The 21,437-nt window shown below is 61.3% G+C and carries 20 protein-coding genes; 7 read left to right on the top strand and 13 right to left on the bottom strand.

Going from position 1 to position 21,437, the window contains the following annotated elements; all coding sequences use genetic code 11:
- Positions 1-3: 3 nt before the first annotated feature.
- From paaC to AB4874_RS09160, 7 genes are all read right to left on the bottom strand, one after another.
- The gene (gene paaC, locus AB4874_RS09190; protein WP_368391757.1) at positions 4-771 is read right to left on the bottom strand and encodes a 1,2-phenylacetyl-CoA epoxidase subunit PaaC; all 768 of its coding nucleotides are present in this window, start codon (positions 769-771) and stop codon (positions 4-6) included.
- A complete protein-coding gene (paaB, locus tag AB4874_RS09185; RefSeq protein WP_295533283.1) occupies positions 771-1,055 on the bottom strand; it encodes a 1,2-phenylacetyl-CoA epoxidase subunit PaaB in 285 nt (94 codons plus the stop codon). Before paaB ends, paaC begins: the two co-directional genes overlap by 1 nt.
- 22 nt (positions 1,056-1,077) lie before the next feature.
- Positions 1,078-2,070, bottom strand: a complete 993-nt coding sequence (gene paaA, locus AB4874_RS09180) for a 1,2-phenylacetyl-CoA epoxidase subunit PaaA (protein ID WP_295533285.1) — start codon at positions 2,068-2,070, stop codon at positions 1,078-1,080.
- Positions 2,071-2,084: 14 nt separating this feature from the next.
- Positions 2,085-3,290, bottom strand: a complete 1,206-nt coding sequence (gene pcaF / locus AB4874_RS09175) for a 3-oxoadipyl-CoA thiolase (protein WP_368391756.1) — start codon at positions 3,288-3,290, stop codon at positions 2,085-2,087.
- Between the two features lie 148 nt (positions 3,291-3,438).
- Positions 3,439-4,278, bottom strand: a complete 840-nt coding sequence (locus tag AB4874_RS09170; protein ID WP_368391755.1) for a PaaX family transcriptional regulator C-terminal domain-containing protein — start codon at positions 4,276-4,278, stop codon at positions 3,439-3,441.
- Between the two features lie 229 nt (positions 4,279-4,507).
- Complete coding sequence (locus AB4874_RS09165; RefSeq protein ID WP_368391754.1) at positions 4,508-5,584, bottom strand: flavin monoamine oxidase family protein; 1,077 nt, start codon at positions 5,582-5,584, stop codon at positions 4,508-4,510.
- A gap of 42 nt (positions 5,585-5,626) precedes the next feature.
- Complete coding sequence (locus tag AB4874_RS09160; protein ID WP_295533292.1) at positions 5,627-6,295, bottom strand: cupin domain-containing protein; 669 nt, start codon at positions 6,293-6,295, stop codon at positions 5,627-5,629.
- Positions 6,296-6,536: 241 nt separating this feature from the next.
- Between AB4874_RS09160 and dusA the strand changes: the two genes are divergently transcribed.
- From dusA to AB4874_RS09135, 5 genes are all read left to right on the top strand, one after another.
- Positions 6,537-7,565, top strand: a complete 1,029-nt coding sequence (gene dusA / locus AB4874_RS09155) for a tRNA dihydrouridine(20/20a) synthase DusA (protein WP_368391753.1) — start codon at positions 6,537-6,539, stop codon at positions 7,563-7,565.
- A gap of 18 nt (positions 7,566-7,583) precedes the next feature.
- Positions 7,584-8,399: a sulfite exporter TauE/SafE family protein gene (locus AB4874_RS09150; protein WP_295533296.1), complete on the top strand. Its 816-nt coding sequence runs from the start codon at positions 7,584-7,586 to the stop codon at positions 8,397-8,399.
- Between the two features lie 93 nt (positions 8,400-8,492).
- On the top strand, positions 8,493-10,058 hold the full coding sequence (guaA, locus tag AB4874_RS09145; protein ID WP_295533298.1) for a glutamine-hydrolyzing GMP synthase: 1,566 nt from the start codon (positions 8,493-8,495) through the stop codon (positions 10,056-10,058).
- 415 nt (positions 10,059-10,473) lie between these two features.
- Positions 10,474-10,752, top strand: coding sequence for a putative quinol monooxygenase (locus tag AB4874_RS09140; RefSeq protein ID WP_368391752.1), 279 nt, complete (start codon positions 10,474-10,476; stop codon positions 10,750-10,752).
- 68 nt (positions 10,753-10,820) lie between these two features.
- Positions 10,821-11,744 carry a CehA/McbA family metallohydrolase gene (locus AB4874_RS09135; RefSeq protein WP_368391751.1) on the top strand — a complete coding sequence of 308 codons (924 nt, stop codon included), beginning with the start codon at positions 10,821-10,823 and terminating at the stop codon, positions 11,742-11,744.
- Positions 11,745-11,801: 57 nt separating this feature from the next.
- Here AB4874_RS09135 and AB4874_RS09130 read toward each other — a convergent pair whose 3' ends face one another.
- The 5 genes from AB4874_RS09130 to AB4874_RS09110 all read right to left on the bottom strand — a co-directional run bounded on the left by AB4874_RS09130 (position 11,802) and on the right by AB4874_RS09110 (position 18,133).
- A complete protein-coding gene (locus AB4874_RS09130; RefSeq protein ID WP_368391750.1) occupies positions 11,802-13,139 on the bottom strand; it encodes a cytochrome d ubiquinol oxidase subunit II in 1,338 nt (445 codons plus the stop codon).
- 11 nt (positions 13,140-13,150) lie between these two features.
- Positions 13,151-14,584 carry a cytochrome ubiquinol oxidase subunit I gene (locus tag AB4874_RS09125; RefSeq protein WP_368391749.1) on the bottom strand — a complete coding sequence of 478 codons (1,434 nt, stop codon included), beginning with the start codon at positions 14,582-14,584 and terminating at the stop codon, positions 13,151-13,153.
- Positions 14,585-14,751: 167 nt separating this feature from the next.
- Positions 14,752-15,762, bottom strand: a complete 1,011-nt coding sequence (locus AB4874_RS09120; RefSeq protein WP_368391748.1) for a zinc-binding metallopeptidase family protein — start codon at positions 15,760-15,762, stop codon at positions 14,752-14,754.
- Positions 15,763-15,830: 68 nt separating this feature from the next.
- Positions 15,831-16,781: a lipoyl synthase gene (lipA, locus tag AB4874_RS09115; protein WP_295533308.1), complete on the bottom strand. Its 951-nt coding sequence runs from the start codon at positions 16,779-16,781 to the stop codon at positions 15,831-15,833.
- A gap of 215 nt (positions 16,782-16,996) precedes the next feature.
- Positions 16,997-18,133, bottom strand: coding sequence for a DUF6456 domain-containing protein (locus AB4874_RS09110; protein WP_295533310.1), 1,137 nt, complete (start codon positions 18,131-18,133; stop codon positions 16,997-16,999).
- Positions 18,134-18,346: 213 nt separating this feature from the next.
- Here AB4874_RS09110 and AB4874_RS09105 point away from each other — a divergent pair, with 213 nt between their 5' ends.
- A complete protein-coding gene (locus tag AB4874_RS09105; RefSeq protein WP_368391747.1) occupies positions 18,347-18,667 on the top strand; it encodes a DUF6477 family protein in 321 nt (106 codons plus the stop codon).
- Between the two features lie 3 nt (positions 18,668-18,670).
- Here the strand turns inward: AB4874_RS09105 and AB4874_RS09100 are convergent, their stop codons facing one another.
- The gene (locus AB4874_RS09100) at positions 18,671-20,254 is read right to left on the bottom strand and encodes a helicase HerA-like domain-containing protein (RefSeq protein WP_368391746.1); all 1,584 of its coding nucleotides are present in this window, start codon (positions 20,252-20,254) and stop codon (positions 18,671-18,673) included.
- Between the two features lie 476 nt (positions 20,255-20,730).
- On the opposite strand from AB4874_RS09100, the gene AB4874_RS09095 reads away from it, so the two are divergent.
- Positions 20,731-21,417 (top strand): invasion associated locus B family protein, encoded by a 687-nt coding sequence (locus AB4874_RS09095; protein WP_368391745.1) that lies wholly within the window; start codon positions 20,731-20,733, stop codon positions 21,415-21,417.
- Positions 21,418-21,437: the final 20 nt, after the last annotated feature.

The following is a 21,437-nucleotide window of genomic DNA, read 5'->3' as shown; positions in this document are numbered from 1 at the left end:
CGCTTACCACTCACAGCCGGGATAGGCGCGCTGCAACCACTGCAACTGCGTCAATAGATGACCCAAATGTTCAGTATGCATATAGCCGTTGCGCCCGCCCTTATGGGCGAAACTGTCTTCGGGAATGCGCAGTGTCGCCTCGCTTAGAACGCGGCCAATCAACGCGTCATATTCCGCGCGCAAGCCCGCCGGGTCGGGGCCAATACCGGCCTCGGCCATGGCCTGATCGACGCCATCGCTGGCAAACATCTCGCCAACATAGGGCCACAGATAATCCAGCGCCTCTTGCATGCGCGCATGACTTTCCTCAGAGCCATCGCCCAGACCAACAACAGTTTGCGCCGATCTTTCAAGATGATAGGCGACTTCCTTGGTGGCCTTGGCCGCGATTTCCGCAACGCGCGGGTCTGCGCTTTTGGTCAAAAGCGGCAAATAGATCGCGCTGAAAGCGTCAAACAGGAACTGACGCAAAATCGTGCGGCCGAAATCGCCATTGGGCAGTTCTACCAGCAGCAGATTGCGGAAATCCCACGCATCGCGCAGAAACGCCATGTCGTCTGCCGTACGGCCTTCGCCCTCGATCTCGGCGGCGAGACCAAGCCACATCTGCGTCTGCCCGATCAGATCAAGCGCCGTATTGGCTAGCGCGATATCCTCTTCGAGAACAGGCGCGTGACCGCACCATTCAGACACCCGATGGCCAAGGACCAACGTGTTGTCGCCCTGACGCAGTACGAATTCCAGCAGGGCCTTTTGATCGACCTGTGCCATCACATATGCCCCACGTCTTTGGGGATGTCGTAAAAGGTCGGGTGACGATAAACCTTGCTTTCCGAAGGCTCAAAAAGCGGGCCCTTATCGCCCGGTGCCGAGGCCGAGATATGGCGGGCCTCGACAACCCAGATCGACAGCCCCTCATTGCGCCGCGTGTAAACATCGCGCGCGTTGAGGATTGCAGTTTCCGCATCGGGTGCGTGCAGCGACCCGACATGACGGTGGTTCAAACCGTGCTGACCACGGATGAACACTTCCCAAAGCGGCCATTCCTTTTTCATGTTTTCCTCCTCCGAAACGCAATTATTCCGCTGCGACTTTGGCTGCTGCCCGCTTCTCGGCATGCGCCAGAAGCCCTTCACGCACCCATGCGCCATCGTCCCACGCCTTACGGCGCGCATTCAGACGATCGGTGTTGCAGGGGCCGTTGCCTTTGAGAACCTCGAAGAACTCGTCCCAGTCGGGCTGCGAAAAGTCGTAATTGCCCGTCTCTTCGTTGAATTTCAGGTTCTCATCGGGAATCGTAAGCCCAAGATATTCCGCCTGCGGCACCGTCTCATTGACGAATTTCTGGCGCAGCTCGTCATTGGTGTTGATCTTGATCTTCCAGGCCATCGACTGCGCGGAATGCACGCTGTCCTTATCCGAGGGGCCGAACATCATCAAAGACGGATACCACATGCGGTTAAGCGCATCTTGCGCCATCTTGCGCTGCGCCGCAGAGCCTTGCGCCATCTTCATCATGATCGCGTAGCCCTGCCGCTGATGGAAACTCTCTTCCTTGCAAATCCGCACCATCGCGCGCGAATAGGGCCCGTAAGAGGTGCGCTGCAACGGCACCTGGTTCATGATCGCCGCGCCATCGACCAGCCAGCCCACAGCGCCCATATCCGCCCAAGTCAGGGTCGGATAGTTGAAGATCGAGGAATATTTCATCCGTCCCGACAGCAGCTTTTCGGTCAGATCGTCGCGCGTGACCCCCAGCGTTTCAGCGGCGCAATACAGATACAGACCGTGCCCGGCCTCATCTTGAACCTTCGCGAGCAAGATCGCCTTGCGCTCCAGCGTCGGAGCGCGGGTGATCCAGTTGCCCTCGGGAAGCTGGCCCACGATTTCGGAATGCGCGTGCTGACCGATCTGGCGGATCAGCGTCTTGCGATAATCATCGGGCATCCAGTCGCGCGGCTCGACCTTGATATTGGCATCGACCTTGTCTTGGAAATGGCGTTCGTCATCGCTCATTTCTTCGCGCGATTTGACGGCGTCACCAGTGGATTTGACCATTTGAGCATACATGTTCCGATCTCCCTTCAGACCCGTTCGAGGATCATGGCGATCCCCTGCCCGACCCCAACGCACATCGTGCACAGCGCATAGCGCCCACCCGTGCGGTGAAGTTGATTGCTTGCGTGCAGCACCAGCCGCGCGCCCGACATTCCCAAAGGATGCCCCATCGCGATGGCCCCGCCATTCGCGTTCACAAAGGGGGCGTCATCGGGCAGACCCAATTCGCGCAGCACCGCCAAAGATTGCGCCGCGAACGCCTCGTTCAGCTCGATCACATCCATCTGCTCAAGGCTCAGCCCTGCGCGCGCCAGCGCCCGACGTGCCGCAGGCACCGGACCGACGCCCATGATCCGGGGCGGCACACCGGCCGCAGCCATCGCCACGACCCGCGCTCTCGGCGTCAGCCCATGGCGTTTCGCCGCTGCCTCCGAGGCGACAATCGCGCCCGCCGCGCCATCATTGACACCCGAGGCATTGCCCGCCGTCACCGTCAGATCCGCGCCGTTCACGCCACGCAGCTTGGCCAACAGCTCTGCCGTTGTACCGGGGCGCGGATGCTCATCGGTATTGACGATTTTCGGCTCGCCTTTGCGTTGGGGAATGGTCACCGGCACGATTTCTTCTGCGAAAATCCCGGCCGTCTGCGCAACCTCCCAGCGGCGCTGGCTTTCGGCGGCGAAACGGTCCTGATCCTCACGGCTGATATTGTAATCGGCGGCGACGTTATCTGCGGTTTGCGGCATCGTGTGGGTGCCATATGCGGCGTCCATCTTCGGGTTCGCAAAGCGCCACCCGATCGTCGTGTCATACATTTCGCCATTGCGTGAGAACGCCGTCTCGGCCTTGGCCACGACGAAGGGCGCGCGGCTCATGCTCTCGACACCGCCTGCCAGCATCAGATCCCCGTCACCCGCCCGCACAGTGCGCGCGGCAAGACCAATCGCATCCATACCCGAGCCGCACAGCCGGTTCACCGTCGTTCCGGGAACTTCGACCGGCAGCCCTGCCAGCAACGTGGCCATGCGCGCGACATTGCGGTTGTCTTCGCCGGCCTGATTGGCGCAGCCCATGATCACGTCATCAACCTGCGTCCAGTCGACGCCGGGGTTTCGCTCTTGCAAGGCCCGCAGCGGAATCGCGGCCAGATCATCGGCACGCACGCTCGACAAAGCGCCACCATAGCGCCCGATTGGCGTGCGAATGGCGTCACAAATAAAGGCCTCGCTCATAGAATCCTCCCCTATTCCTTAGCGTGAACAGAATAAACCGACCGTTCGGTCACCAATATAGGAAGAATCATATCACATGAAAAGAGAAACCTTCGAAAATCCGTAATACGTTTCTGTGGGGCGAAATATGTCTCGGAAAGTCAGCAGCTTAAGCCAGACACTCTCGGCGCAGACGATCTTCCCGAAGCTCTGTGGCTGCCGTCGCCGTCGCCAACCGCCCGCGCGAATCGTGGAACGTCAAACCGATATGCTGGTCGGCCGCGTGGGTCAGTGCCAGATATCCGCGCACGAAAAGCGCGCGCGCCCGCCCCCCCGGCCAACCTTCGGGCAAAGCCGCCTCAGGCAGGCGCGGATCGACAAGAGCCGCATGACGATAGGCATGAACGAGTTGCAGCCGAAGCGCGAGCGCCTCTGGCCCCGGCGGCGCGCCAGCCTCCCACACATGCGCCAAGATCGGCTCAAACACCGAGAGAAACGCGTCATATTTCGCGCCCACCTCGGCCAAAGGCCAAGCTTGGGCCGCAAAGTCCCGCAGCGCCCCTATCCCTGCAACCGTATCGCAAGATAACACCGCAGCATTAGGGCGCAGGACATCATTGCGACGCGGCGCGATGAAGGCCTTGGGCCCAATTGGCAGCCAATCCGTCGAGACAGTCTCAGCCTCGCTTAGGGTCACAAGCCACCCTGTCGGCTGCGGCGGCGGCGCATAGAGAACCCGCGCAGCCGCCTCGAATTCCTCCTCGGCCATGTCAGTAAGGCGGTAATAGCTTTTTCGCCCGATGCGCTCGCCCTCAAGACGCCCAGAGCTGACAAGCCGGGAAACGGCCGTGCGCACCAGCCCCTCGCTCAGACCATGCGCCGCGCAGCATTCGATCAACGTCCCGATCCAAAGCACACCGCCTCGCGGCGCGACGATATCGCCATAGAGCGTCACAATAAACGACGGCGCGCGCGGCGACGTCAGCGCATCGGCCTCGAGTTGATGCATGATGATCGCCGCCCCCAGACATTACACCAAGACACATATTAGGACAAAACTGTAACGAAAAGCAATGAAACTTGGAACCCGCCCCTTTCCGCAATCGCAGCAAGTTCGCGCCTTGAGCTTGGTTTCGAGACCGCCGCGTCTGGTCGAGATACCGCCCTCGCAGACTCGCTACACTCCTTGGCATTCGTTCCGGAGCCTGCGCCGCACCCTTTGGCCGCAAAGGTTGCCGCTATTTCGGGCCCGGCGAATAGGTGCGCTGCACCTGCGCGGCCACACGCTCTGCCGCGGCCAAGGCGCCCTCCATATAACCGCCAATCTCAGGCGCGGTTTCGCTAGAGGCAAACTGCAGCCGTCCGTCCCACACCCCTGCCAACACGGCGGGCAACCCATAGTCGGGATGCGCGCGCAGCGGATCGAGGTCACGCGGGCGCGCCGTCAGTGGCTCGCGCGCCCAATCCTGAAGGTAATGCGCCTGCGGGCTCAGCGCGCGCGGGCCGAAGAACCGAGCGAATTGATGCAGCGCGGCTTGCGCCAGCGTGGTATCCTGGGCCTGCCGCGCGCGTGCATCCAGCCCGAAAAATCCAAACAGTGCAGCGGGTTGCCCTGAATCCCCTGACGCATCGTGGATTTCCATCAGCGGTCCGCGCCGGCTCATCGCATCGCCCGACAGCCCGTCGGCACGCCAAAACGCGTTGTCGTAAACTGCGACGAATTTCGCATGCCCCGCCATCCAGGTCGGGATCGCGTCAAGCGCGCTCAGTTGCGCAGGCGTCAGCGCGGGCGCGAAAGGCAGCGCCTGCGCGATGCGCGGCGGCACCGCCAGCACGACCTGACCGGCGCTGCACGATTGCCCGTCCGCCAGCGTGATCTTCCCCCCCGCACCCGAACGCGCAATCCGCGTAACCTCTGCGCCCGTATGCACCCGATCTTGCGGCAAACACGCCACGAGCGCGTCAATCAACGCCACCAGACTGCCCTGAAGCCGCCATGAGCCCGACATCGAGGCATACCCCATCCCGCGTTGAACTGGGCCGCTGGCATCCTCAAAACACAGCGCGCCTTGGTCATATTGTGCGAATTTCGCCAGTCCAAGAGCGTCGATCAGCGCCGCGATCCGGGGTTGACCGGGCCAAAACCACGAGGGGCCAATATCCACCCGACCCTGCGCGCTCTCAAACGCCTTGATGCGTCCGCCAAAGCGCGCGCGCGCCTCAAACAACTCAAACGCGACACCCGCGCCCTGCAACTGATGCGCCAGCGCAAGGCCCGTCAGCCCGCCCCCGACAATCGCAACCTGCGTCTGCATCATCGGTTGACCGACAGGGGGCTTTGCTGCGTCCCTGCACGCTTACGCATCAGGAGCAGCCACAAAACGCAGATGCCCGGTCTTCATCCAAAGATCGCAGCCCGCATCGCCCGCAATGGCAATAAGCGGCGCGCCATCGGGCAGACGCAGCCACGCGCCCTGCCCCAGCGTATCGCCCTGCTCGCCGATCTCGCCGCGCAGCACGAACAGCTCAATTCCGCCCGGCTCATCAACGCGCAACGTGGCCCCCGGCGCGAGGGTGAAATGGCTCACGACCTCGCGGTCATCGCGGTGCAATTCGGCCCGCTCAACTCCCGGCCCGGCCGGGCTGCGCCCCTCAGAGATATGCTTGCGAAACTGATCGCGATCTGCGGCGTCGAACTGCCAGAGCTTGACGAAAATCGTGCAGCCCTCTTGCGCGCCCGGCGTGTGGCGCGTGCCGGGCGGATTGCGCACATAGGTGCCCGCTGGATAATCGCCATGTTCGTCTTGAAACACCCCCTCGAGCACAAGAAACTCCTCGCCCCCGCCATGGGTGTGGGGAGTGAATTTATGCCCCGGCTCAAACCTCACGACACTGGTTGCGCGCGCCACCTCGTCGCCAATCCGATCCAACATGCGCCGCGCGACCCCCGCCGAGGGTGAGCCGACCCACGCCAACGCCTCGGATTGCACCAATACCCGTTTTGAAAAATCCGAATTGAGTTCCATAACATCCCCAGAGTTTCACGCCCCACCCCAAGCAAGCGGCTTGGCAGGACGCAGTTTCTCGCTTGCGCCTCACCTATCGCGCGCAGACGAGATTTCAACAGTCGCGACGGGGTGATGGGGGGCCGCGTTCGGTGATGAAATGCACCTGAGACGCGCTAGATGTCGTCTCAAAGGCAACAAGGTATTGCATCCCCCCGCTGAAAACGGGCAAACGAGGCGAAACTTAAGGACCCCGGGAGCCATGCCCGAAAACGCCAACATCCCAAAGCAAGCCGGATCAGACATCCGACGCGCCGCCCGCCTGTCCGTTGCCCCGATGATGGACTGGACGGATCGTCATTGCCGGATGTTTCACCGTCAGATCTCGCGCCATGCACTGCTTTATACCGAGATGGTCACGGCGCCTGCCGTCATTCATGGTGATCGTGACAAGCTGCTGGGCTTCGATGTGCGCGAACATCCTGTGGCGTTGCAACTGGGCGGCTCGGACCCCGCGCAACTGGCGCAGGCAGCGCGGATTGGGGCGGATTGGGGCTATGGCGAGATCAACCTCAATTGCGGCTGCCCCTCGGATCGCGTGCAATCGGGGGCGTTTGGCGCGGTGTTGATGAAATCGCCCGATCTTGTGGCTGAATGCGTGGCCGCAATGATCGCCGCACAACCTGTTGAAGTAACGGTGAAATGCCGCATCGGCGTGGATGATCAAGTCCCTGAGGCTGTGCTGCCAGATTTCTTGTCCAAGATCGCCGCCGCCGGAGTCTCGCGCGTCACAATCCACGCCCGCAAAGCGTGGTTGCAGGGGCTCTCGCCCAAGGACAATCGCGAAATACCACCGCTCGATTATCCGCTGGTGCATGCCATGAAGGCTGAATTCCCCCAGTTGCACATCTCGATCAATGGCGGGATTGCCACGCTCGCGGAGGCGCAGGCCGAGCTTGCGCAGGGGCTGGACGGGGTGATGGTGGGGCGCGCGGCGTATCACCAGCCGATGGAGGTTCTGGGCGCGGCGGATGCCGAGATTTGGGGCGATGGTCGCCCGGTTGACCCGTTTGAGGTGGCCGAGGCGATGAAACCCTATATCGCGCGCCATATCGCCTCGGGTGGGCGGCTGCATCAGATCACACGCCACATGCTGGGCCTGTTTCACGCCCGCCCCGGCGCGCGCCGCTTTCGCCAGATCCTCTCGGAAGGGGCCACGCGCGAGGGCGCGGGGCTTGAACTTTTCGAGATCGCATTGTCAGCCCCGCGTGAGCAGGCTAACGAGGCGTAACCCTTAGGAGATTGCCCCATGCCCGATCTGTCCACGCTGTTGCCGCTTGTCGCAATCTTGATGGCGGTGGGGGCGTTCGCGGGCGTTCTGGCGGGGCTGCTGGGCGTGGGCGGGGGCATCGTTCTCGTGCCCGCGTTTTTCTACCTGTTCAGCGGGCTGGGCTATGGCTCGGATGATCTGATGCAGGTCTGCGTGGCGACCTCATTAGCGACGATCATCGTGACCTCGATCCGTTCGGTGATGGCGCATAACAAACGCGGCGCGGTCGATTGGCAAATCTTGCGCCAATGGGTGGTGCCGATTGCGATTGGTGCGGTGATCGGGGTGTTGGTCGTGCATCAGCTCAGCACGAGCACGATGCAGATCATCTTTGCGATTATGGTCTTTATCATCGCAAGCTACATGATGTTTGGCAAATCGAGCTGGCAGATCGCTGACGGGCTGCCGGGAGGGCTGTTTCGGGCGTGGTTCGGGCCGCTGATGGGGTTTTTATCGGTGCTGCTGGGGATTGGCGGCGGGTCTATCGGCACGCCCATGCAAACCCTGCATGGCATTCCAATTCACCGCGCTGTGGCGACCTCGGCGGGCTTTGGGGTGACCATCGCCCTGCCCTCTGCGATTGGCTTTTTGCTCACACCCGTGGCCGATGCGCCGCCCTATTCAATCGGCGCGATCAACATCCCCGCCTTCCTGATCGTGATTGCAATGACCATGATCACCGCGCCGCTGGGCGCAACGCTTGCCCATAAGCTGGACCCGAAAAAGCTCAAACGCGTTTTTGCCGTCTTCCTGATGCTCGTCGCGCTGAACATGCTGCGCAAAGCGTTCCTCTAAGTGGCGCGTTATTCCCCCTTTTCGGCACGATGATAGCGCATAGCGAGTACGCCCCTCTTGCCTTCCGCACCGTCGCGCCCTAATGGCAAGATTATGACACAGCACCAGCGCCTTCTCATCATTGACTTTGGGTCCCAGGTTACGCAGCTGATCGCGCGACGCCTGCGTGAACTCAACGTCTATTGCGAAATCCATCCCTATCAGAACGTCACCGACGCCTTCCTGAAAGACTTCGCCCCGATGGCGATCATCTTCTCGGGCGGTCCCGATAGCGTAACGCGTGAGGGCTCTCCGCGCCCACCGAAAAGCGCGTATGAAATGGGCGTGCCGATCCTTGGCATCTGCTATGGCCAGCAGGTCATGATGCAGGATCTGGGTGGCTTGGTTGAGGCCGGTCAAAGCCACACGGCCGAATTTGGCCGCGCTTACGTCACGCCCACGCAAACCCGTATCGACCTGCTCAAAGGCTGGTTCATGGATGGCTCTGGGCGCGAACAAGTCTGGATGAGCCATGGTGATCATGTCAGCCGCCTTGCGCCGGGCTTTGAGGTTTATGGCACTTCGCCGGGTGCACCCTACGCGATCACCGCCGATCTGAGCCGCCGCTTTTATGCCGCGCAGTTCCACCCCGAGGTGCATCACACCCCCAACGGCGCGACCTTGTACGAGAATTTCGTGCGCGATGCGGGCTTTACGGGCGACTGGACGATGGCGGGATACCGTCAGCAAGCAATTGATGCGATCCGTGAACAGGTGGGCGATGCGCATGTAATTTGCGGCCTGTCGGGCGGCGTGGACAGCTCGGTCACCGCGATCCTGCTGCATGAAGCGATTGGCGATCAACTGACCTGCGTCTTTGTCGATCACGGCTTGCTGCGCCAGAACGAGGCCACGGAAGTGGTCAAGATGTTTCGCGACAACTACAACATCAAGCTGATCGCCGCCGATGAAAGCGATCTGTTCCTGGGCGAGCTTGAGGGCGTTTCCGACCCCGAGCTGAAGCGCAAGACCATCGGACGGCTGTTCATCGACGTGTTCCAGAAATACGCCAATGACATCAAGGATGCCGAGTATCTGGCGCAGGGCACGCTTTACCCGGATGTCATTGAATCGGTGTCGTTTTCCGGCGGCCCCTCGGTCACAATCAAGAGCCACCATAATGTCGGTGGCCTGCCCGAGAAGATGGGTCTGAAACTGGTCGAGCCGCTGCGCGAGCTGTTCAAGGACGAGGTGCGCGCGCTGGGTCACGAGCTCGGCCTGCCCGCCTCGTTCATCGGGCGTCACCCCTTCCCCGGTCCCGGTCTGGCGATCCGCTGCCCCGGTGAAATCACCCGCGAAAAGCTGGACATTCTGCGCAAGGCCGATGCTGTTTATATCGACCAGATCCGCAAGCACGGTCTGTATGACGAGATCTGGCAGGCCTTCGTGGCGATCCTGCCGGTGCGCACCGTGGGCGTGATGGGCGACGGGCGGACCTATGATTTTGCCTGTGCGCTGCGTGCAGTGACCTCGGTCGATGGCATGACCGCCGATTACTACCCGTTCAGCCATGAATTCTTGGGCGAAACGGCGACGCGGATCATCAACGAGGTCAAGGGCATCAATCGCGTGACCTATGACATCACCTCCAAACCCCCCGGCACGATTGAGTGGGAGTGAGCGGCGGCGGCCCCAACGGGGCCGCAAATTCTTTCCAGTGAAAGGAATTTAGCCGCGAACGCACGAGGTCCCTGTCCAAGGGCTGCCGAGGTACCCCCCCTATTCGCATCCCTCGCGCGTCAACCTGCCCCAGCCGCATCCGCGATCTCTGTTGAGCCCCGCGTCACCACGAGACATTCAGTTGATCGACGCAGGCAATTTCCATAAAACAGCCTCTTCTCGCCACGATCCTTTCACTTGCCGCCCTCACCGCTTGCCGCTTTTCCGGGTGCCGCTGAGGGTCAGAAAAAGCTGATCGCCGATGAAACCACGGTGATGCACTTGTGATCAGGCTCGACAAATGCGCACACGATCGCCTAGCCTTGATGCCCGGACGGCGCCGCTCCGGGCCTTTTCACCCCTCGGGAGACTTGCCATGCCGCTGACCCTCACTGGCCGCCTGATCTGCACCGATCGCGCGCAGCTTGACATCTTGCGCACGCACCTGCCCGAGCATATCCGCCTCACCCATCTTGAACCGGGCTGTGAGCATTTCGAAGTCACCCAATCAAGCGATCCGCTGGTGTGGGAACTGCACGAACGCTTTGCCAGCCGGGCCGATTTCGAGGCCCATCAGGCGCGCACCAAAGCCTCGCATTGGGGCCAGGTCAGCACGGGCATCGCGCGCGATTATCAGATTACCGAGAGCGCGTAATCGCCCCTTTCGCACGCGCGCGCCCTGCCCTAGTCTCGCCCAAACACAGAGCGATGACAGAGGCCCCGATGACCCCGCTTTACGACACAAGCCTGCCCTTTTGGCGCGGCAATCTGCACACCCATTCCAACCTGTCAGATGGCGCGCTTGAGCCCGCCGAAGTCTGCCGACGCTACCGTGCCGAAGGCTATGATTTTATCGCGTTGACCGATCATTTCATTGGCTTTTTTGGCTATCCGATTGCCGACACCGTGCCGTTTCGCGATGCCGATTTCACCACGATCTTAGGCGCGGAACTGCATTCGGGCGCGATGGAAAATGGCGAGTTGTGGCATATCCTTGCGGTCGGACTGCCGCCCGATTTCGCGCCCGGAAAGGTGTTCAGCTTTGATGCGCATCCCGATCAGGAAACCGGCCCCGAGATTGCCGCGCGCGCCGTCGCTGCCGGGGCGTTCGTGGCGGTGGCACATCCGCATTGGTCGGGCTTGACGCTGGCGGATGCGCGCGCGCTTGAGACCGCGCATGCGGTTGAAACCTATAACCACGGCTGTGCAATGGGCTGCGATCGCGCGGACGGGTTTCATACGCTCGATCTGTTGCTCGGCGAAGGGCGGCGGCTTAACCTGATCGCCACCGACGACGCCCATTTCACCGAGCCCGATCATTTCGGCGGTTGGGTGCGGGTGGGTGCGCGCGAAAACACCCCCGAGGCGCTGCTGGCGGCGCTGAAATCGGGGCATTATTATTCCAGCCAAGGGCCGGAGCTGCGCCAGATTACGTGGAATGAGACCTCGGTCACGGTCGAATGCTCGGCGGTAGCCTCGGTGATCGTGCAGGGGCAAGGCACGGCGGCGGTGGCCCAGCATGGCCAGTCGCTGACCCGCGTCGAGATCCCGCTGTCGCGGCTGTCCAAATCGCCTTGGTTCCGGGTCAGCGTGATTGACGCGGCGGGCAAACGTGCGTGGTCTAACCCGGTCTGGCGCAGCGCGTAACCTCGCGCCCCGTGGCAAGAAAACGCGGCCCCAAGTCCCCTTGAGGCCGCGTAAACGTCAGTGATGATCGTATGTGCCCAAGGCCGATAGCCGGTCGCGAAACACCCAGATCTGATACCAATTATAGATCAGGATGACCGGGATGAACCCACCCATCGCCACCGTAAACCCGACCAAAGACAGCGACGGATCGGCAGCATCATAAACCGTCCATGTCCCCGGCACGAGCCAAGGGTAAACCGTCAGCGCCATCGCCCCCAGCGACGAGGCCGTCATCACCGCATACCACACCATCGCGGCAAGATCGCGCTCGCGGCGCGTCGCGTCCCAGATGTTCCACAGCGCATACAAGACCCAGACCGCAATCACCCCCCAGCCCCAGATCCACGGGCCCGTCCATTTCTGCGCCGCCCAAGGAAAGCGCAGCCAGATCCAGCCCAGCGTGATCACCGAGGCAATCACCAGCACGATAAAGCTGCCATTCACCCAGTCTTTCATATCTGCGCGCACCGGGCTGTCATGGACAAAGCGCGCGCGCAGATACAGCGCCCCAGCAAAGACCGAGGTGATTACCCCGACAATCCCGGTCCAGATGGAAAACGGGCTGATGAAGTCAAACAGACCGCCTGTGAAGGTCAGCACCGTGCCGCCCCCCGCATAGGTCACCGTGCGCGGCGTCAGTTGCACCCCGTCCAGCACTGCGCCACCCGCCGCCCCGATCAGAAAGGCCACAACCAGCGAGCCCACGGCAAAGCCCAAGCCCCAAAACCGCTGCGAGCGCGCTGCGTGATGGTGAAATTCCAACGAGACCGCGCGCAGCATGATCCCCAAAAGCAGCACCATCAGCGGCAACATCAGATAGTGAAACACCGAGCCATAGATGAAGGGAAACCCGCCAAACAAGATCCCCCCGGCCACCACGAGCCAAGTCTCATTGGCATCCCACGTCCCCGCCATCGAGGCCATGATCGCCCCGCGCGTCTGATCATTGCCATAAAACAACGAGATGATCCCCGCGCCCAGGTCTGCCCCGTCGAGGATCAGATAAATCGTGACACTCAGCGCCAGCGCCACAGCCCAAGCGAGCGCGAGAATATTATGCTCGTACAAGGCGTTGCGCAGCAATTCGTGCTTTTGTCCGGCGCTGAGGGCGGGGTCATCGGCCTGCACCTTGTCGCGCAACTGGTGAAACGACAGCGGCACCGAGCCGGTTTGCGATTGCGCACTCCAGAAGCCACCCGAACCGGGCAGCTCATTGGCTTGCGTGCCCTTGACGCTGGGCGCGCCCTCATGTCCGACGGGGACATTTTCCTGCGCCAAGGCAGGCAGGCCAGCAAGGCTGATCAGCACCGAGAGCGCGACAAGAAGCGTCTTTAACATCTGGAAAATTTTCATTTTATCGCTCCTCACTGGCCTTGCGCCGCGGTTTCGATGGGGGGCAGAGTGCCCAGCGGTTGGTGGTCCTCTTCGTTTTCACGCGGGATTTTGGCGCTCATATCGGGGCCTTTTGCGATCACCTTGAACAGGAAATACGCCGTCGAGATCAGCACCCCAAAGCCAAAGATCGAGAAACAAACGAACCACGCGATCTCTCCGGCAGAGCTGATTTGCGAGCGCCCCTCGCTCACCGTCATCATGCCGTAAACGATCCAGGGCTGGCGCGCGACTTCGCGCGTCCACCACCCCGTCCAGATCGCGAGATAGGGCAAGAAGGCTGAGACAACCACGGCGCGCAGGAACCAGCGGTTCTCAAAATCGGTGATTTTGCGATTGGCCAGCCGCCCGCGCCCCCACAGCCACACCCCCCAAAGGGCCACGCCAAACAGCGCGACACCAATCGCAACCATCACGCGGAACGAATAGAACGGCACTAGGATGGGGGGGCGATTTTCGGCTTTGAATTGATCGAGACCGGGCACACGACTGACCCATTTATGATCTTCGAGCAGGCTGAGAACATGCGGAATCGGCAGCGCCCATTTGGTGCCCGAATTGTCGGCATTGGGCCACATCACCACGTTCCAGGACGTATTGGGCGTGCCATCGGCATTGTCGGTTTTGAAATGGCCCTCCATCGCGGCCAGCGCGGCGGGTTGTTCCTCGGCCACGGTGCGCCCAAGGCTGTCCCCGATCCAGATTTGCCCTGCCGCTGCAATCAGCAAAACCGGCAAACCCGCGCGCAATGCCGGGGCAAAGACCGACACATGGCGCTGCTTGAGCAACTGCCACGCCGAAACGGCGGCCACGAAAAACAGGCTCAATTCGAGACAGGCAATGATCATATGAGGAATCGCCGTCATCGAGTCAGGGTTAAAGATGATCTGCACCCAATCGCTCACCAAAAACTGGCCGCCGACCATTTTCACGCCCGCCGGGCTTTGCATCCAGCTATTGGCCGCGATGATCCAGAACGCCGACAGGAACGAGGCCACCGCCACGTTGAACGTCGCAAACAGGTGCATCCCGCGCCCGATCTTGTGCCAGCCAAAAATCATCAGCCCGACAAAACCAGCCTCATACATGAACGCCGTGATCGTCTCGAACCCAAGAAGATGGCCGAAGACCGGCCCGGCTGCGGTCGAGAAAGGTCCAAACAAAATGCCAAAGGCCAATTCCATCGTGACCCCAGTCGCCACGCCTGCGCCAAAATTGATGATGAAAAGTTTTTCGAAGAACCGCGTCAGACGATACCATTTCTCTTGATCGGTGCGCAGCCAGCGCCATTCCGCAAAGAAAATCAGCAGCGACAAGCCAATCGTCAAAGGCGGGTAAATGATGTGGAGACTGGTAATCAGCGCGAAATCAAGGCGCGCCATAAGATCGGCGAATGTGCGTTCCATTTTTAGCGTCCGAAGAAGAGGGCAGATATCGCGATAAGGGCGATAACGGTCACCCGAACGGCGCCGCTAAGATGGGGATAGCCCGCGCTCAGCCCCCGTCCACGCAAACGGCCAGTTTGTCGCAGCCCTCTCGCATGCCTGTGATCTGTCGTGATCTTGAAATGGGCTCAAAGCCCCCCAGTGCCCTGCCCGGCCTGTGAAATCAGCGCGCGGATCGCTTCGAGCTTGGCAATCACCGGGGGGCGCAGCACGAAGGGGTAAAAGCTGGAATGGCCCATCGCGGCATTGACTGCATTCAGCGCAATCGACAGGTCGATCCAAGGCCCGGCAAGGCGCTTCATTGGCACCCCCAGCAAAGCGCCCGCGTTGCTCGGCAGCCCCGTGGGGCCGAGCAAGCCATAGGCGGTCGCTGTCTCGATCCCATCAAGCAAATGCAGCACATGCGCCCAGCTTTCGGCGAAATCCTCCCACGGGTGCGACGAGGCATAGGCCGAGACATAGAACTGCGCCCAGTCGCGGCGCGGGCCATTGCGGTAATGCGCAGCCAATGCCTCGCGGTAATCGGCGCGATCATCGCCAAAGACAGCGCGGATGTCCTGCAATCGCTGGGGATCGTTTTGCACCAAAACCTGCCAGAAATGATGCGCAACCTCGTGGCGCAGATGGCCCGGCAAAGATCGGTAGGGTTCGCCCATCTCGCTGCGAATACGCTCGCGCTCGGCATCATCGGCCTCGGCAATATTGAGCGTAATCACCCCATCGGCATGCCCCGTCAGCACCCGAGGCGCCCTTGGATCCATCGGATCGGCGCGAAACTCAAAGCGCGGGCTGGGCGCGCCCTCGGCATCGCCAAGCGGCAATCCCAGCGCCCCAAGCAATGCCAAAAGCGCACGTTTATCGGTTTCAAACCGCGCCCATTTCACGTCATTGCCCGGCACGCTCAGATCCGGCACGACTGTGGTATGACGACACGAGCGGCACAGCCGTTGCCCCGCCATGGCCTCCCAGTTGCACCGGATGACTGCGCGATTGGCACAGGTTGCGTGATCCGGCCCGGTTTGCACAAACGCCCCGCCGCCTGCTTCGGGACGCCAAAGCAGGCCCGCCCCGCATTGCAGGCAATCGGTGTTATGAAACCAGATTTCGCTGGCACAGGCGGGACAATGAAAACGCTGCATCGAGGGACCTTTCAGACAGTAGTGCAGCCCCTAACGCGGGCCGGCGCAAGCTGGGTCCCTCACAGCGTTTATACCCGCCCGAGCTTTGCCATCCGATTGTCACGCATCCGCGCGAAATCATCGCCCGCATGATAGCTAGAGCGCGTCAGCGGCGTCGCCGAAACCATCAAGAACCCTTTGCCAAAGGCCGCTTTCTCGTAGCTCTTGAACTCATCAGGGGTGATAAACCGTTCAACCGCATGGTGTTTCGGCGTGGGCTGTAGATATTGCCCGATGGTGAGGAAATCGACATCGGCCGAGCGCATGTCATCCATCACCTGACGCACCTCATGGGCCTCTTCGCCCAAGCCCACCATGATCCCCGATTTGGTGAACATCGCCGGGTCCAGTTCCTTAACCCGCTGCAACAGCCGCAAAGAGTGGAAATAGCGCGCGCCGGGGCGCACACCGGGATAGAGGCCCGGCACGGTTTCCAGATTGTGGTTGAACACATCCGGGCGCGCCTCGACCACCTTTTCCAACGCTTCGGGCGCACATTTCAGGAAATCGGGGGTCAGGATTTCGATCGTGGTGTCGGGCGCACGATGGCGCACGGCGCGAATCGTCTGGGCGAAATGCTCTGCCCCGCCATCGTCCAGATCGTCGCGATCCACACTGGTGATCACCACATGCTTCAGACCCAGCGTCTGCACCGCATGGGCCACTCGCCCCGGCTCGAATGTATCAAGCGCATCAGGGCGCCCCGTGGCAACGTTGCAGAACGAACAGCCGCGCGTACAGATCTCGCCCATGATCATCATCGTGGCGTGACCCTGGCTCCAACATTCACCGACATTGGGACAACCCGCCTCTTCGCAGACCGTAACCAGCTTGTTGGTCTTCAAAATCTCGCGGGTTTTCTTATAGCCCTCAGAGACCGGCGCCTTGACGCGGATCCAGTCAGGTTTCTTCGGCTGAGCATTGCTGGTGCGATGCGCCTTTTCGGGATGGCGTTCGCCGGGCATCTTGAGATCGCGCATAGGACGTCCCTTTGCGATTGCAGGTTCGCTTTGACATAGGCCGATTGCGGGCGCGATGCAAATGCAGCTTGGTGCAAGGCGGCACTGCACGCGGCGCAGATCACGCAATTTGCGCCGCGCGCGCCGTCTCCCTCGTTTCATCTAGCCAGAAATACTCCGGGGGCTGGCGCAGCCAGCGGGGCAGCGCCCCTCGCGCTTGCCCCGCGCGCCCGGCGTCACCCGATCATCGGGCTCGCCCCGCCATAGGTCTCGTCATAATGCTGTTTGAGCCGCTGTAGCGCGATGCGCAGCACAATCTTGCCTGACCGCGCAGACCATCCAAGGCGCTTTTCGGCCGCCTCCAAACCTTCGAGAAAGCAGCAACAGCGCAGCGCCATATCGCCCAGCCCCGGCCCCAGATCGCGCAGCGCCAACCCGACGCGTTCGCGTGCGCGCTCCGAGCCACCACCGCCCTGTGTCAGATCAGGGCGATATTGCCCGCGCCCACCGCCTCCGGTCAGGAAACGCTCCCAGTTCTGGCCAACGCGCGGCCCCATCTGCGCCAGTTCGAAATCCTCACGAAGCTGCTCTCCGGCGGCGACCAATTCGGCACTGAGAAAGGGCTCGCCATCCTTGTCACGGCGGCGTGCCAACACCCCCAAAGGGCTTTCGGCCAAATTGATCCGCATCCGGCGGCGCGCCCCATCGGGCGCAACACCCTCACGCGCCTCAAAGCTGCGATGCTGCGCCCCAAAGGGCTGCGCGCCGTCTTCGCTTTCACCGCCAACCGGTTGATCTTGTTCCAATAACCGCTTGAGCGCCGCACGCCCCGCCTGCGTCACCCGATAGCTGGTGACACGGCCCGCATGGGCCACCTCGATCCAGTCCTTCAGCGCAAACGCCTGCGCGACGGCGCGTTCCAACACGGCGGTGCGCACCGTGCCGCGCAAAACGACCGATTTGTCCATGTCAGCGGCAACGATCAATAGCGCAGCGGGTTCGCACAGGCGGCGCAAGATGCGCTTTGCCTCACGCATCAAGGCAGCTTCGTCAGCAGGGATTTCACTGGGGCGAAAAGGGGCAGTCATGGGCGTTTCGTCCTTATCAAGGACGGTGGTATGTGGGGCGGCAGGCTCATTGGCGGCGCCGATACCGGCCGTGCGGCCCAGCGTTGCCAATGCTTCATCGACCAGCGGATCATCCCGCCGAGCCTCGATCCGGCGCACGCGGCGCAGAATGGTCGAGGCGGCGCACCCTTCGGCCCTAGCAAGCGCCCGGATCGGCACGCCCTGCTCCACATGGCGCAGGTAAAGCCGGGCATGGTCAGGCAGCCAGGCGGGTAAATCCGCCAAGACTGGTGCGATCGAATTCATGTGCTCCCCCAGATGGAACCGGTGTTACCCGGCGGGTCTGTTGCATACAACCGTGGGTTGCTTTGGTTACCCGTTCGTTAATAAATCGGGCGAGAGCAAGAATTCCTTAAACTTCCTAAACAAAGCTTTGCATGGCGCACGGTGCAACTGGCCCACACGCAACACCCGTATAGGTTGAGTATAGGTGGATCGCATCAGTCACAGGAGATCGCCATGACCGCGCCCATTCTCACCCCGCTCATCCCCGATCTGCACCAAAGCCTCGCTGCGTTGCGCCGCCCGCAATTGCTGGTGCGCGCGGCCCGCTTTGGCGCGCAGGAGTATAACCGCAAACGCGATCTCAAGCGGCTGTTGCGCGTGCCCGTCCTGCCCCGCCCCACGGCGGCCCTTTCGCAGCTGATCGAGATTGAGACAGAGCAAGACGCGCTGCGCCGCGCGGGTGAGGCCAGCTACAGCCTGACCCACCACATTGATCTGTTGATCGCGGTGATGGGCGAGGCGCGCTTGCTGGCGCGCGACGCCGATACCGCCTGAACGCTAGCGCGATTTAAACAGCGATCCCAGCACACCGCGCACCAGCGCCTGACCGGTTTTGGTGCCCAGTTGGCGCGCCAGCGACTTGCCAAAGGTCGCGACGACCGAATCGGACCGGCTTGATCGTGTCGTCTTTTTGCGCGGCTTGGCTTGGCTCGCAGGCTCATAACGGCGCGCGTTGTTGAACTCGGCAAAGCTGTCTTCAAGCTTGCCCTCCGCCCCCGCTTTCGCTGCCGCCTCTTTGGCCTCTGCGTCAGCGGCCTCTTTCGCCGCAGCATCCGCCCGGCGCGCCAGAATTTCCTGCGCCGAGTCGCGATCCACCGGCGTGTCGTATTTCGCCCCGAAACCGGAATTGGCCATCATATCGGCCCGTTCGGCATCGGTGAGCGGGCCAAGACGCGATTGCGGCGGGCGCACCAAGGTGCGCTCGACCATGCCTGGCACGCCTTTGTTTTGCAGAAATGAAGTCACGGCCTCGCCGGTACCAACCTCTTTGATCGCGATTTCTGTGTCGAAGCGTGGGTTGGTGCGATAATTTTCCGCCGCGCGGCGCAGATCGCGTTGATCGCGCGCGGTGAAGGCGCGCAAAGCGTGCTGCACCCGATTGCCCAGTTGCGACAAAATACCATCGGGCACATCGGTCGGGTTCTGCGTGATGAAATACACCCCAACCCCCTTGGAGCGGATCAGGCGCGCGACCTGTTCCACCTTATCCACCATCGCTTTGGGCGCGTCGTCAAACAGCAGATGTGCCTCGTCAAAGAAGAAGACCAGCTTGGGCTTGTCGGGATTACCGACCTCGGGCAGTTCCTCGAACAATTCCGAAAGCAGCCACAGCAGGAACGTCGCATAAAGCTGCGGGCTGGCCATCAATTGATCGGCGGCCAGAAGGTTGATCTGGCCCATGCCATTGGAATCAGTGCGGATCAGATCGCTCAGTTCCAGCGCTGGCTCGCCAAAGAACTGATCGCCGCCTTGGTTTTCCAGCACCAAAAGCTGACGCTGAATCGCCCCGACCGAGCGCACATCGACATTGCCATATTCCAGCGCAATCTCTTTGGCCTGCTCGCCGACATAGCGCAGCATCGCGCGCAGATCATCCAGATCCAGCAGCGCCAGACCCTCTTTATCCGCCAGATGGAAGGCGATGTTCAGCGCACCTTCCTGCGTATCGTTCAGCCCCAAAAGACGGCTCAGCAACAGCGGCCCCATTTCGGAAACCGTGGTGCGTACCGGATGGCCTTTTTTGCCAAACATATCCCAGAAAACAGTGGGATAGCTGCGATAGTTCAAGTCAAATCCGATGGTCGCGGCGCGCTCCATGAAAGGTTTGTGCAGCTTGCCCGTTTCCGAGCCCGCCGCCGCGATCCCCGACAGATCGCCCTTCACATCGGCCATGAAGACTGGCACGCCCGCGCTGGAAAAGCCTTCTGCGAGAACTTGCAGCGTGACCGTTTTGCCCGTGCCCGTCGCGCCCGCGATCAACCCGTGACGGTTGCCATATTTCAGGGTCAGCTGTTGCGCCTCGCCATAGCCTTCGCCGCCACCGCCCACGAACACCCCGTCTTCGGTCAAAACACCCGTCATATCCACCGCCTCCGCCAAATTCCGTCGCCTTGACAATACTAAATTAACCCTTCTGCGCCAGTCTGTTCCTGTCCCCTCCCCAAGCTTCTTTTTGGGATCGTGGACTTCCTCCCTGTCAGACTTGGCCGCGCCCTTTTGGCGCGGTCTTTTTTTCATATGCGCCAAAGGCTTCGCAGACAGCATTCGGGGCGCATCCCTCGCTCAACCTTGATCACAATTGCCTGTTGACCTGTGAAAATTTCCGCAATAGCGTCAGGTTCAATAATGAAGTCGGCCAGTCCGACAGGGGGAACAAAGGAAGGGGTCCAATGTGGCCCCTTTCGATATTTCGTGCCCCGCGCGGCTGCGATCCGCCCCGTTTTCACGTGATCGGCTGCTGCGCGCTTATCCGTGATCTGAAAGTGCCAGATTGGCCCTGACATGCCTGAAAGAGCATGGTAAACCCTGTCGCAATGATGTTCAGGAGAAGAGTAACCATGTCTCAACTGACGAAGCCGCTCGTTCTGGCGCTGGCGCTGGGTATGGCGCAAGGCGCTTATGCACAAGATACCACACCTGCAGTTCCGGCTGCCCCTGCAGCTCCGGCCGCAACCCCGGCCCCTGCAGCACCGGCGAGCGATGCAACGGCACCCGCTGCCGATGCAACGACCCCGGCAGCGCCCGCCGCAACCCCGGCCGAGCCGCAGCAACCCGAGAATAATACCTACGTCAAAGCCACCTACGATGACTGGGAAATGCAGTGCATCAAGACGAAAGATGGCAAGGATCCCTGCCAGATGTATCAGGTGATCAAGGATGCGAATGGCGGCAATGTCGCAGATATTTCGCTGTTCGGTCTGCCCTCTGGGGGCAAGGCCGTTGCTGGCGCTACGATCATGGTGCCGATGGATACGCTGCTGACGCAAAACCTGACGATTCAGGTCGATACCAGCGCGCCCCGGGTCTATCCCTACACGTTCTGCCAGCCGATGGGTTGCTTTGCCCGCATCGGTCTGACGCAAGCCGAACTGGACGCCTACAAGAAGGGCAGCAAGGCGACGATCACCATCGTGCCGCTAGCCTCTCCGAACCAAAAGGTCACGGCGGACATCTCGCTCAAAGGATTCACCAATGCCTATGATGCGGTTGTGAAATCCAATGCAGAGACCGGCGCAGTCAAGTAATCTGCGTTAAGATCGCTGCA

The sequence above is a fragment of the Thioclava arctica genome (genome assembly GCF_040892615.1).
Lineage (GTDB): Bacteria > Pseudomonadota > Alphaproteobacteria > Rhodobacterales > Rhodobacteraceae > Thioclava > Thioclava arctica.
Note: the sequence above shows the minus strand (reverse complement) of the source record. Positions and strands in the feature narration are given on the sequence as shown.

Excerpts from the sequence above, each read along its gene's own strand:
- paaC (WP_368391757.1), bottom strand. The coding sequence starts at position 771 with ATGGCACAGGTCGATCAAAAGGCCCTGCTGGAATTCGTACTGCGTCAG.
- paaB (WP_295533283.1), bottom strand. The coding sequence starts at position 1,055 with ATGAAAAAGGAATGGCCGCTTTGGGAAGTGTTCATCCGTGGTCAGCAC.
- paaA (WP_295533285.1), bottom strand. The coding sequence starts at position 2,070 with ATGTATGCTCAAATGGTCAAATCCACTGGTGACGCCGTCAAATCGCGC.
- pcaF (WP_368391756.1), bottom strand. The coding sequence starts at position 3,290 with ATGAGCGAGGCCTTTATTTGTGACGCCATTCGCACGCCAATCGGGCGC.
- AB4874_RS09170 (WP_368391755.1), bottom strand. The coding sequence starts at position 4,278 with ATGCATCAACTCGAGGCCGATGCGCTGACGTCGCCGCGCGCGCCGTCG.
- AB4874_RS09165 (WP_368391754.1), bottom strand. The coding sequence starts at position 5,584 with ATGCAGACGCAGGTTGCGATTGTCGGGGGCGGGCTGACGGGCCTTGCG.
- AB4874_RS09160 (WP_295533292.1), bottom strand. The coding sequence starts at position 6,295 with ATGGAACTCAATTCGGATTTTTCAAAACGGGTATTGGTGCAATCCGAG.
- dusA (WP_368391753.1), top strand. The coding sequence starts at position 6,537 with ATGCCCGAAAACGCCAACATCCCAAAGCAAGCCGGATCAGACATCCGA.
- AB4874_RS09150 (WP_295533296.1), top strand. The coding sequence starts at position 7,584 with ATGCCCGATCTGTCCACGCTGTTGCCGCTTGTCGCAATCTTGATGGCG.
- guaA (WP_295533298.1), top strand. The coding sequence starts at position 8,493 with ATGACACAGCACCAGCGCCTTCTCATCATTGACTTTGGGTCCCAGGTT.
- AB4874_RS09140 (WP_368391752.1), top strand. The coding sequence starts at position 10,474 with ATGCCGCTGACCCTCACTGGCCGCCTGATCTGCACCGATCGCGCGCAG.
- AB4874_RS09135 (WP_368391751.1), top strand. The coding sequence starts at position 10,821 with ATGACCCCGCTTTACGACACAAGCCTGCCCTTTTGGCGCGGCAATCTG.
- AB4874_RS09130 (WP_368391750.1), bottom strand. The coding sequence starts at position 13,139 with ATGAAAATTTTCCAGATGTTAAAGACGCTTCTTGTCGCGCTCTCGGTG.
- AB4874_RS09125 (WP_368391749.1), bottom strand. The coding sequence starts at position 14,584 with ATGGAACGCACATTCGCCGATCTTATGGCGCGCCTTGATTTCGCGCTG.
- AB4874_RS09120 (WP_368391748.1), bottom strand. The coding sequence starts at position 15,762 with ATGCAGCGTTTTCATTGTCCCGCCTGTGCCAGCGAAATCTGGTTTCAT.
- lipA (WP_295533308.1), bottom strand. The coding sequence starts at position 16,781 with ATGCGCGATCTCAAGATGCCCGGCGAACGCCATCCCGAAAAGGCGCAT.
- AB4874_RS09110 (WP_295533310.1), bottom strand. The coding sequence starts at position 18,133 with ATGAATTCGATCGCACCAGTCTTGGCGGATTTACCCGCCTGGCTGCCT.
- AB4874_RS09105 (WP_368391747.1), top strand. The coding sequence starts at position 18,347 with ATGACCGCGCCCATTCTCACCCCGCTCATCCCCGATCTGCACCAAAGC.
- AB4874_RS09100 (WP_368391746.1), bottom strand. The coding sequence starts at position 20,254 with ATGACGGGTGTTTTGACCGAAGACGGGGTGTTCGTGGGCGGTGGCGGC.
- AB4874_RS09095 (WP_368391745.1), top strand. The coding sequence starts at position 20,731 with ATGTCTCAACTGACGAAGCCGCTCGTTCTGGCGCTGGCGCTGGGTATG.